Here is a 10,411-nt window from a genome sequence, read left to right as displayed (position 1 = left end):
GTGGACCAGAACCCCGGCACGGTTCCCGACCAGACCCCGGAAGCGCTTCCCGCCTCCATCAATCTTGAGGAAGGCGAGAACTGGATTCACGTCCGCACGGTTGACGCTGCGGGCAACTGGACCGCCACCTACCACTACGGCCCGTGGTTGCTGGATACCACGGCCCCGGCGGCTCCGACTCTCAACCCGGCCACCACGCCCACGAACCTTGCGGCCCAGAATCTTACGGGCGGCAAGGAGGCCTTCACGGCCCTCTATATAAATGGTGTGCTGGCCTCGGCTCTTGACTCCGCAGCGGTATGGTCCTACGACGCGGCCCTTTCGGAAGGCGAAAACGGCTACACCGTGACGGTGCGGGACGCCGCCGGGAACGAGAGCCCGGGAGCCTTCGTGTCGATCCTCCTGGACACCGTGGCACCGCTCGATCCGACGGTGGCCACGGCGAATCCTGGAACGATAACGCCCACGAACCTTTCAACAGTTGATCTTACCTGGAACCTTGGAAGCGACGTTGATCTTACCTGGAACCTTGGAAGCGACCCGGACGGAAGCGGAGTCGCGGGCTACTCCTGGATCGTGGACCAGAACCCCGGCACGGTTCCCGACCAGACCCCGGAAGCGCTTCCCGCCTCCATCAATCTTGAGGAAGGCGAGAACTGGATTCACGTCCGCACGGTTGACGCTGCCGGCAACTGGACCGCCACCTACCACTACGGCCCGTGGTTGCTGGATACCACAACGCCGCGCTTCGAGACCGATCCGCCGACCGGCGAGGCTCTTTACGCAATGGCAACCCGCCCCTGGACCTTCGAGGTGGTGGCCGCAACAGGCACCGGCAGCCATTCCGGCCTGACCTACGGCCTGATCAATCCGCCCGAAGGCGCGGTCATGGAAACCCTCACCGACGGCATGGGCAACACCACCGGCCTTCTCACCCTGGTGCCGCCCGTGGCCGGAAACTACGGGATCACAATCACCGTGACTGACGGAACCAACAGCGCGTCAATGCCAACCTTCACCGTCATTGCGGCGGACAACCTCACCATAACGCCGGAAAGCGCGGCTCTCTTGCGCGTACTTTCTGCGGTAGGCGCGGAAGAGGACCAGGAGGATTTCACCATCGAGGGCGGCACCCTGTTTATCAGCGGGTCGTACTACCAGTTGGAGGTGATCCTAAACGGCGAGGTGTTGAGGACGGTCCAGGTTTTTGAATCCGGCGCATCCCCGGGCCTCTATCTCCACACCCTTACAACCACCGGGCTCGCCGACGGGGACTATTTCCTGAAGGTGACCGACGGAAGGGGCTTCACGGCATCAACCCGCGTGATCTCCGTTCGCACCATCGTTGTGGCCGACCCGGCCTTTTCCAACATACCGGATGGCGACACGGGCGGCACGCTTACCGTGGGGGCGGAACACGGAGGCTATTCCGGCACCACCATAGAGGCGCCTCCAGGTTCGGTTCCCGACGGAACCACCATATCCTTTGCCGAAGTGACCGCTGGCGGACCCTTCCTTGACGATTCCGAGCAGAGGGGCCTCGTGTTCCATCTCACATCGTCAAACCCCCTCACCGGGCCGGTCACGGTGACCATTCCGTATGAGGGCCTGTTAGCGGAGGGCGATGATCCGCACGATCTGGTCATGGTCCATTTCAACGAGCGCACGGGCAGGTGGGAGTGGATACGCGACTTCACCGTTGACACCACGGCCAGGACCATAACCTTTACCACAAGCTCGTTCAGCCTGTTCTCGCTGGCAGTGCCCGAAACCATGACCTACGCGGCCACGGGCGGCTCCACGGTGAACGCCTACCGCATGATGGCCTTTGCGGGCCAGGCCCTGGAGGCAAACCTCCGCACGGCGCTTGAAGCGGTTCTCGGCGTGTACGACGACAGCATGTGGCGGCTTTTTGCCTATGACACCGCCACGGGCCAGTACGTGGAAGCAACCAACGCCAACCTTGGCCGTTTCGATGACGACTTCGCCCAGGGCCAGGGCTTCGCCTACTGGCTCATAGCCCGCAACAACACCACCCTGTCCGAAGCGGCCCTTTCCGCAGCCAACACGGCGGGCTCAACGTTCTACTCGGTCCTGTACCCCGGATGGAACCTGATTTCGCATCCGTGGAAGTGCGCGGCAGGCCTCGTTTCCCACAGGATCGAGATAAGCGTGGATGGCGAGACCTGGACCGGCGTAACCGATCCCGAAAACGTAATCACCGACCAGAGCTTCTGGAAATTCAAGGGCGCACAGGGCGAGCCGGGGGCCTGGTACGAGGAGATAGCCTTTGCAAGCGGCAGCCTTGAGTCCCAGACCGGCTACTGGCTTAAGAACAGGACCGGAATGCCGGTTTACATACGCCTGGCGCTCAAGGAGGACAGCCTTTTGTGCAAGGCCCTTATTCCGCAGAGCCTGAAATCGGCGGCGGCGCGGTGGGTGGACAAGGGCCTGGGCGGCGCGGTGGGCATGGCGATTGCCGCCTCGGCAGGCGACACTCCGCCGGATCCGCCGGGAGCCGCAGGCGCGTCATCTGAAACCATCGGCGTCGGTCCCAAGTCGGTGGCCAAGAGCGGCGGCGGTTGTTTCGTGGAAACCGTCACGGCCGGCGGGTCCGGGCACAGAGGCCTTATACTGCCGGTGCTTGTCCTTTTGGCGGCGGCCTTTTTTATCAGGCGGCTTTTTAAGGCATAGCAGACAGGCAGTCCGTTGAACCTTTCCGGGGCGGCCCTTGAAAAAGGCCGCCCCTGGTGTTAAAAGAGCCCGTCATATACGCTGTCCAAAACGGCCAAGGAGGAGGGATGGTAAAATATTTCATAGGCGGCAAGGAGTACACGCCCGGAGCCTACGCCAAAAAAAGGCCCGAAGCCGAAAGCGTCGCCCAAAAATACATCTCCGACATGGAAAAGGCCCCTGAGAGGATGCGCCGCAGTTTTTCCACGGTCAACATCCCCCCTTGCATCTGCTTTTCCCGCAAGATTGGCGTCGGGGCGCTTGAAATCGCCGACATCGTTTCAAACCGCACGGGCTTGAAGGTGGTTGACCGGGAAGTTTTAGAGCACATCGCAACTTCAAACGAATTGAGCAAAAAAACCTTCCGGGCCTTTGACGAAAAATATCCCGGACGACTGAAGGAGGTGCTTTCGGCCATCTACGGCGAAAAATCCTTCGCCGGAAACGAGTTCGCCCGCCAGCTTTTCAGCACGGTGTTCTCCCTGGCAGGCATGGGTTCCACCATTTTCGTGGGACGCGGAACGCATCTCATGCTTCCCCGCGAGCGGGTTTTGGCGGTAAGATTCATCGCCTCAAAGGAATTTCGCACCAAAAGGCTGGCCGAGGCCCTTTCCGTTTCTGAGGACGAGGCTTCGCCCAAGCTGGACCAGATCGACGCCGAGCAGAAGGACTATTTCAAGAATATCTTCAACGTGGACATAGCCTCGGCTTACGAGTTCGACATGATCATCAACCGGGAGCACCTTCGCTCCACGGAACTGGCGGCAAGGCTTGTCGAGACGGCTTTCCGGGAAAAATTCGGGCTGCCTTCCACCGGGCATACCGGCGAATAATGGCCGCGCCACGGTCGAAAAGCGAGGGGGGAACGCTTGCCCGGTCCTTTTTCGGGGTGCTCCTTTTTTCCTTGGGGATTTTCCTGTTTTACGCAGCCGGGCTCGAAGCGTTTCAAACAAGGCCGCTCAATGATATACGATTGGGAGTTCTGGCCGGAGCCGGGGCCTACCTTCTGATCCACCGTTTCATAGGCGTGGGGGATTTTTTCGGCACCTTCACCCACGAGCTTTGCCACACCATCGCCTGCGTTTTAAGCGGCGGCAAACCCCTCAAGTTTTACGCGTCCCAAAACCAGGGCGGATACGCCCACCTTACGCGTACCAATATTTTCGTTGTTCTGGCCCCGTACTTTTTTCCCGTCTGGGCCGTTTTCGGCCTGGCCGCCTTCCGCCTTCTGGTATGGGTTCGCGCGGCGCCTTTCATCCTGCCCTTTACGGCTTTTTTCGTGGGAATGGCCCTGATGCACCACGTGCTTTGCCTTCTCCACTCGTGCCGTCCGCACCAGTCTGACCTTAAAAAATACGGATTGATTTTCTCCTACGGTTTCGTGGCGTTCGCCAATTCAATCATCTTGCCCCATGTTTTTTTGCTCACCATGAACCCGGAAGCGCCCTGGCATCATTTTCTGGAAAAGCTCTGGCGGCTTGCGGCCTTTCATGCAGGGCCGTTGTGGGAGCGTTTGGCTGCATCCATCCTGTAACGGCCCGTTCATTTACGGAAAAACCAGCCCGGAACGAATGGCGGGAAATGGGCCGCCGCCGCATTATCCTTGACTTTTCACGTGGTTTGGCTCAGTTTTGCCATTGCCGGGGCATCGCTGGCGGCTCCTGAAAGACCATTCGGAACGGGCCATGCCTCTTCGCACCCAAGGCGCGGGGTGTCTCCCATGAAGTTTTTTTCCGTGTTTTTCAGTCTTCTCCTTGCCGCATCGGGAGGTTTTGCCCCGGCCTGCCTTGCCGAAACCCTCTATGTGGATGACCAGAATTCGGTGACCCTGCACACCGGCCCTGACCCCCAGAACCGCATAGTTGCCGTTGTGGGAAGCGGCCAGGCCCTGGAGGCGGTGTCCCGACAGGGCGGCTGGACCCGCGTCCGACTGGCCCCCGGCAGGGAGGGCTGGGCGTTATCCCGCTATCTTACGGACAAGGAGCCCAAGAGCCTCCTTTACGACGGCGTTTCAAAGGCCCTTTCCGGGGAAAAGGCGAAAGTTGCGGCGCTTGAACAGAAGGCCCAGGAGCTTTTGCGCGCCAGGGAAGCCCTGGCAAAGGGACTTTTCGACGCCCAAAATCAGGCCTCCCGGTCGCGGGCGGCTTACGAGGCCCTGGCCAAAGACTCCGGGCAGGCCCTGGCCCTTCGCCGGGACCTCGACAAGGCCCGCGCGGAACTGGCAAGCCTTAAGCTGGAAGCCTATGCCGCGAAAAAACGGCTTGAGGACGCCCGAAACGGGCAGCCCGTAAAATGGTTTCTGGCTGGAGCCGGGGTCATTGCGGCGGGGATATTTCTCGGCCTTGCCATAAAATCGAGACAGCATCGAAGCAGGTTTTAGGCGGGCCGAATCAAAAACGCCCAACAGGTTTATAGATAAATTGAAAGGGGAGGGAGGACGGGTGCAACCGGCTTATCCGAAAGGCCGTTTTCATCCGCCGACCTTTATCTTGCGATGGAATACAAGTTCGATTTTCTGGTTATCGGAAGCGGTGTAGCGGGGCTCACCTTCGCACTCAAGGTGGCTGATTTCGGCACCGTGGCCGTGGTCACCAAGAGGGGCATATCCGACACCAACACCAGCCAGGCCCAGGGCGGCATAGCCTCGGTGTCCTCGGCGGCGGACACCTTCGAGGCTCACATAACCGACACCCACGCGGCGGGAGACGGCCTGTGCCATCCGGACGTGGTGGAAATGGTGGTGAAGGACGGCCCGGCCCGGATACGGGAGCTAATGGAAATGGGGGTCCGGTTCAACCTGGCCGGCCCCACCGACGAAGCGCCGGAAAACGACGGCCCCTGCCTCGACCTAGGCCGGGAGGGCGGCCACTCGATGAACCGCATAGTCCACGCGGCTGACATGACGGGCCGGGAGGTGGAGAGGGTCCTGGTGGAGTCGGCGGAGGCCAACCCCAGGATCACCATCTTCGAAAACCACGTGGCAGTAGACCTTGTCACCCATTCCACCCGCATCCGCCGTGGTTCGGTGGTGACCTCCCACCAGGAATCCTGCTGCGGGGCCTACGTGCTGGAAACCGAAACCAACACCGTTCACACCTTCGCCGCAGCCATAACCCTTCTGGCCACCGGCGGAGCGGGCAAGGTCTACCTTTACACCTCCAACCCGGACGTGGCCACCGGCGACGGCATAGCCATGGGATACAGGGCGGGAGCCAGCGTGGCCAACCTGGAATTCGTGCAGTTCCATCCCACCTGCCTATACCACCCCCAGGCCAAGAACTTCCTCATTTCCGAGGCGGTGAGAGGGGAGGGGGCCTATCTCCTTGATCACAAGGGCCGACGTTTCATGGAAAAATACGATCCGGTTCAGAAGGAACTGGCCTGTCGGGACGTGGTGGCCAGGGCCATTGACGCTGAACTCAAGAAAAGCGGCGCGGAATCGGTCTTTCTGGACATCTCCCACGAGGACCCCGGAATGGTTCGGGAGCGCTTTCCCAACCTTTACGAAAAATGCCTGGAATTCGGCTACGACATGACAAAGGACCCCCTTCCGGTGGTCCCGGCGGCCCATTACATGTGCGGCGGGGTTGTCACCGACCTGGAGGGCAAGACCGACGTGGCCAACCTCTACGCCGTTGGGGAATGCGCCTGCACCGGCCTTCACGGGGCCAACCGGCTGGCCTCCAACTCGCTTCTGGAGGCCCTGGTTTACGCGGACCGGGCAGCAGCCCAAGCCCTGAAGGACCTTGCCTCGGTGGAAAGCGCCCCGTCTCCGCCCGCCTGGGACGAGGTGGGCACCACGGATTCCGACGAGGGCATAGTGGTCACCCACAACTGGGACGAGATAAGGCGCTTCATGTGGAACTACGTGGGAATCGTGCGCTCCAACAAGCGCCTGGCCCGCGCCGGAAACCGCGTGGAAAACATCATGAAGGAAATAAGGGACTACTACTGGGATTTCAAGGTGACGGCGGACCTGCTGGAGCTAAGGAACATAGCACTTCTGGCCCATCTAATCATCCAGTGCGCACAGCGGCGATGCGAGAGCAGGGGCCTTCATTACAACATAGATCATCCGTCAAAGGATGACAGGCTTTGGAGTAAGGATTCCATATTGCGGCGTCCGTTCGTTAACTAGGCGCCTGTCCAAAAACGCGAACTGCTGTGTCAGGTTTCGCGGCGCGGGTCGTCATATACGAAAAGTATTATTCCTCCCCGCGCCGCTCAGCTTCCTTGCATTTCATCGTTTTTGATCAGGCTGCGCGGCGTGCCGTTTGCAACAGGTTGCCAAAATATATCGTCAACGCCGTTAAAACGCTGTCGGGATAGCCGCATCACCCTTTTTTGGCGAGGAGTCCCATGAGCCTTCTGGACAGCATAAGACCCAAGTGGAAGCACTCGGACCCGGAGGTCCGCATTGCTTCGGTGAAGGAGATAACGGAGCCGGAGATTCTCGAAAAGCTCGCCTTTTCCGATCCCGTTTTCCGGGTGCGCCTGGCGGTTGCGGCAAAGCTTACGGACGAGAGCCTGCTTACCCGCATGGTGAGGGAGGATGACAACCCCAAGGTGCGCCTTGCCGCCCTTGGCCGGATACGGGACAAGCGGATCATTAAAGGACTCGCTGCGGATCATCCTGACACCCAGGTGCGCATAGGGGCCGTTGACCGCACCAATGACCAGACGCTTCTGGTGGAAATCGCCTGCCAAAACGACAACGAACACGTGCGCACCGCCGCCGTGAAAAGAATCACCGACTCGAAAGCCCTTCTGGAGGTGGCGGCCAAGAGCGTCACGGTGGCCACGCGCATCAATGCCGTAAAACGCATGGAAGACCCGGCCGTATTGTCCCAGGTGGCGCTTAAAAGCAAAAACGTGCCCTTGCGAATGGCTGCGGTGGAAAAGCTGGCGTCCCTGCCCGTAAAGGGCGATCCGGGCCTTGCCAGGACCCTGGCCGAACCCTTTGCCCAGTTCATGGAAATCGAGGACCCCGGAGTCCTCCCATACGCCTTTTCCGCCCTTGCCCGCATAACCGACCCGGCGGCCCTTTACGCCATAGTCAAAAGCAGGGCCAACACCCTTTTCCGCTGGGAGGCCCTCACCAGGGTATCGGCCCCCACACTTTGCGAAAGCGTCGCCCAGTCGGATCCCGACCCAAGAATGCGCCTTGCTGCGGCCCGGATGGTAAGCGACGAGGTGCTCGCCAAAACCTGCATAAGGGACTTAAGCTACCGGGTGCGCATTGCGGCGGTATCGCGCACGGGCGATTTCGCCCTTATTCTGAGGACATGCGAAACCGACCCGGATTACCGGGTGCGCCTTGCCGCAGTGGCCAGGATACGCGACCCCGAAGCGCTCGAACACCTTGCCGCGAAAAATTCAGCCCGCGCGGTGCGCGCGGCGGCGGAAGCCAAAATCGGAAAAAGGCCATTCATGGCTGAAATGGAAAAGATCACCATCTCGGCCTTTTTGGGAAAACTGCCCACCCTTTTACGGGACAAGCCCCCCACCGAGTTCACCCATCCTGAGGTGAAAAAGGTTTACGCCACCGCTGTTCAGGGCGCTGCCGCAGAAATGGACGCCTACCAGGAGGCCCACGAAATTCTCGATTCCGAGAGCCCCCCGGTTCTCTACAAGGCGGCGACAACAGCCAAGAACCGTCTGGCGCGGCTCCTGGCCGTGGAAAAACTCAACCAGCCCTCGCTTCTGTTCAGCCTGCTTACGGAGTTTTCAGGGGCTGTGAAACCGCTGGAGGAGATCACCCGCTGGGCGGCGCTGGAAAAACTGGGGGAAAAGGCCCTGGTGGTGTGGGTGGACGCGGACTGGGAGCACATAAAGCACCTGGACGACGAAACCTTGCTGTGCACCATGATGGCCAGCGAGGAATTTCCCAACCAGGCGGTGATCGCCGACGAGCGCTACCGCTCGATCCTCACGCGGGGCACCAAGTTCCACAACAAGTTCGGCGACACAATGGTAATCGAGCACAAGTGATCGGGGTGATTTTCAAGGGCCGGGACGCCGCGTAAAATTGCGCGTCCTTCAGACGGCCCCATTGTTGAACAATGCGTCCAAGACGGCTGGACATGAAGCCTGTTCAAAAACGATGAAGCGCTAAGGTTGAGTGAAGCGGGTGGGGAGGAATAGTACTTTTCGTACATGATGCCCCGCCCGCTTTGCTCTGACACAGCGATTCGCGTTTTTGGGCAGGCTTCAACCGGCCGGTTGCGGGGTGAGTGAGATGGTGACCGCATGGTCGGTCCTGGCGTCCAGGTCAATCAGTCTCAGCCTCAGGGCCTTGGCCGTCTTGGCCTCGCCAGGAAAGAAGATCACGCCAAAGGCAAGTCCCTGGGGCGGAACCACCCGGTTTTCCAGGCTTTTCGAGTGAAGGTCGCTCACGATGGCGTTCCTGGCCTCCCGGTCTCCCAACTTGGAAGCCCCACCCATGGTGGCCCCGGTGGCGGCTCCCACTGCGGCTCCCTTGCCAGCCGTTGCGCCCACGCCCTCGCCCGTGACGATGCCCACCGCCGCCCCGATCAGGGCTCCGCCGATGGCCCCGTACAGGCTGTCCTTGGCGCCTTCCTTCATCATGGCCCTGCCTTCGGAAAACCGCGCCGCGCGCTCCTCGGCCAGGTCCTTGGCCAGTATGGGCCAGAGGTTTCCGGCCTCGTCCTCCAGAAAGGTCTGGGCCTCATCCACCCTTATGCGATGGTCCCCCCTGTTGTCGAAAACCACCTGAACCGGAAGGAATCCTGCCCCCCGAACGTCGAAACCGAAGACTTCCTTAGCCTTCTGTGGGTCCGTGAAGGCTTCCGCCGCCACCTGGGCCCCGGCTACCTCAACCCTGTTGGCGTAGGCCGAAGGGGCCTTGAAGGGAAGGGGCTTGGCCTCGTAGGCCGTGGCGCAGGCGGCCAGGATCAATGCCAGGGCCGCCGGAAAAATTACCGACAGGGCGATTTTTTTCATGATGCTTCTCCTTCCGTGAAACTCTTGGGCCGTCAGCTACTTTCCGGCTGGCGGCTTGGCCAGGGCCTTTTGAACGTCGTCCATAAGCCTCGCGGAAACCCTTTGCATGGCCTGGCTCATGGCCCCGGCCACCGCCTGGGGGTTGTTCACCGAGGCTTCCTGGACCTCGCTGTAGGTTTTCTGGAACACGATCTTCTTGGTCACGTCCGGCTCCCTTTCCCGGACAAGGGTTACGGATACCGAAAGCACCGCCGACACCGCGCCCCTGGGGCGGTCCGCCTCGTAAAACTCCTCCACCCTGCCTTCCAGGCTGTGAGTGGGCGAAATCCTGGTGTCGTAGGGAAGGGCCGCCGAAAAAAGCCCGCTGGCCTTCATGTCGCGGGCCAGGAAAAAGGACACGATGTCGGCGGGAGCGGACCTCCACCTGTACAGGGCGTAGGCGCGCGTGGCATAGGGCGCGTCGCTGTAGAGCATGGCGGTTCCTGAAAGCGCGGGCGAGGCGGAAAAGCGCTCCACCCTTATCACCGCCGGAATCGGCGTTCCCTCCCTGGCCGCCGGGGTCGGGTAATCCAGGGAATAATACCGCACCGAAGGCCGTGACGGGCGGCTAAGCCCGCAGCCCTGGGCCGCCAGCAGGGCAATTATAAGCAGGCACAGGGCCGCCGCCCCCAAAATCCGCGTCGTGGCAAGTTTCATCGCGCACCTTCCACCGGCT

At 60.8% G+C, this 10,411-nt stretch carries 8 protein-coding genes; 6 read left to right on the top strand and 2 right to left on the bottom strand.

Annotated features, from left to right (window positions below):
- The 6 genes from HZB23_04745 to HZB23_04720 form a co-directional block, all read left to right on the top strand.
- Positions 1 to 2,694 (top strand): hypothetical protein (locus HZB23_04745; protein MBI5843963.1); only part of this gene is annotated, 2,694 nt, incomplete at its 5' end.
- 107 nt (positions 2,695 to 2,801) lie between these two features.
- On the top strand, positions 2,802 to 3,566 hold the full coding sequence (locus tag HZB23_04740) for a cytidylate kinase-like family protein (protein MBI5843962.1): 765 nt from the start codon (positions 2,802 to 2,804) through the stop codon (positions 3,564 to 3,566).
- Positions 3,566 to 4,267, top strand: coding sequence for a M50 family metallopeptidase (locus tag HZB23_04735; GenBank protein ID MBI5843961.1), 702 nt, complete (start codon positions 3,566 to 3,568; stop codon positions 4,265 to 4,267). The genes HZB23_04740 and HZB23_04735 overlap by 1 nt, the downstream gene beginning before the upstream one ends.
- A gap of 186 nt (positions 4,268 to 4,453) precedes the next feature.
- Positions 4,454 to 5,113 carry a TIGR04211 family SH3 domain-containing protein gene (locus tag HZB23_04730; protein ID MBI5843960.1) on the top strand — a complete coding sequence of 220 codons (660 nt, stop codon included), beginning with the start codon at positions 4,454 to 4,456 and terminating at the stop codon, positions 5,111 to 5,113.
- A gap of 114 nt (positions 5,114 to 5,227) precedes the next feature.
- On the top strand, positions 5,228 to 6,871 hold the full coding sequence (gene nadB / locus HZB23_04725) for an L-aspartate oxidase (GenBank protein MBI5843959.1): 1,644 nt from the start codon (positions 5,228 to 5,230) through the stop codon (positions 6,869 to 6,871).
- Between the two features lie 221 nt (positions 6,872 to 7,092).
- Positions 7,093 to 8,724 carry a hypothetical protein gene (locus HZB23_04720; GenBank protein MBI5843958.1) on the top strand — a complete coding sequence of 544 codons (1,632 nt, stop codon included), beginning with the start codon at positions 7,093 to 7,095 and terminating at the stop codon, positions 8,722 to 8,724.
- 219 nt (positions 8,725 to 8,943) lie between these two features.
- Here HZB23_04720 and HZB23_04715 read toward each other — a convergent pair whose 3' ends face one another.
- Together HZB23_04715 and HZB23_04710 are read right to left on the bottom strand one after the other, a co-directional pair.
- On the bottom strand, positions 8,944 to 9,696 hold the full coding sequence (locus HZB23_04715; protein MBI5843957.1) for a hypothetical protein: 753 nt from the start codon (positions 9,694 to 9,696) through the stop codon (positions 8,944 to 8,946).
- 36 nt (positions 9,697 to 9,732) lie between these two features.
- A complete protein-coding gene (locus HZB23_04710) occupies positions 9,733 to 10,392 on the bottom strand; it encodes a membrane integrity-associated transporter subunit PqiC (GenBank protein ID MBI5843956.1) in 660 nt (219 codons plus the stop codon).
- Between the last annotated feature and the right edge of the window lie 19 nt (positions 10,393 to 10,411).

Source organism: Deltaproteobacteria bacterium (assembly GCA_016235345.1).
In the GTDB taxonomy this organism is placed as follows: Bacteria; Desulfobacterota; Desulfobacteria; order Desulfobacterales; family Desulfatibacillaceae; genus JACRLG01.
Note: the sequence above shows the minus strand (reverse complement) of the source record. Positions and strands in the feature narration are given on the sequence as shown.

What these genes read in the sequence shown, in the direction of transcription:
- HZB23_04740 (MBI5843962.1), top strand. Translation starts at nt 2,802, where the DNA reads ATGGTAAAATATTTCATAGGCGGCAAGGAGTACACGCCCGGAGCCTAC.
- HZB23_04735 (MBI5843961.1), top strand. Translation starts at nt 3,566, where the DNA reads ATGGCCGCGCCACGGTCGAAAAGCGAGGGGGGAACGCTTGCCCGGTCC.
- HZB23_04730 (MBI5843960.1), top strand. Translation starts at nt 4,454, where the DNA reads ATGAAGTTTTTTTCCGTGTTTTTCAGTCTTCTCCTTGCCGCATCGGGA.
- nadB (MBI5843959.1), top strand. Translation starts at nt 5,228, where the DNA reads ATGGAATACAAGTTCGATTTTCTGGTTATCGGAAGCGGTGTAGCGGGG.
- HZB23_04720 (MBI5843958.1), top strand. Translation starts at nt 7,093, where the DNA reads ATGAGCCTTCTGGACAGCATAAGACCCAAGTGGAAGCACTCGGACCCG.
- HZB23_04715 (MBI5843957.1), bottom strand. Translation starts at nt 9,696, where the DNA reads ATGAAAAAAATCGCCCTGTCGGTAATTTTTCCGGCGGCCCTGGCATTG.
- HZB23_04710 (MBI5843956.1), bottom strand. Translation starts at nt 10,392, where the DNA reads ATGAAACTTGCCACGACGCGGATTTTGGGGGCGGCGGCCCTGTGCCTG.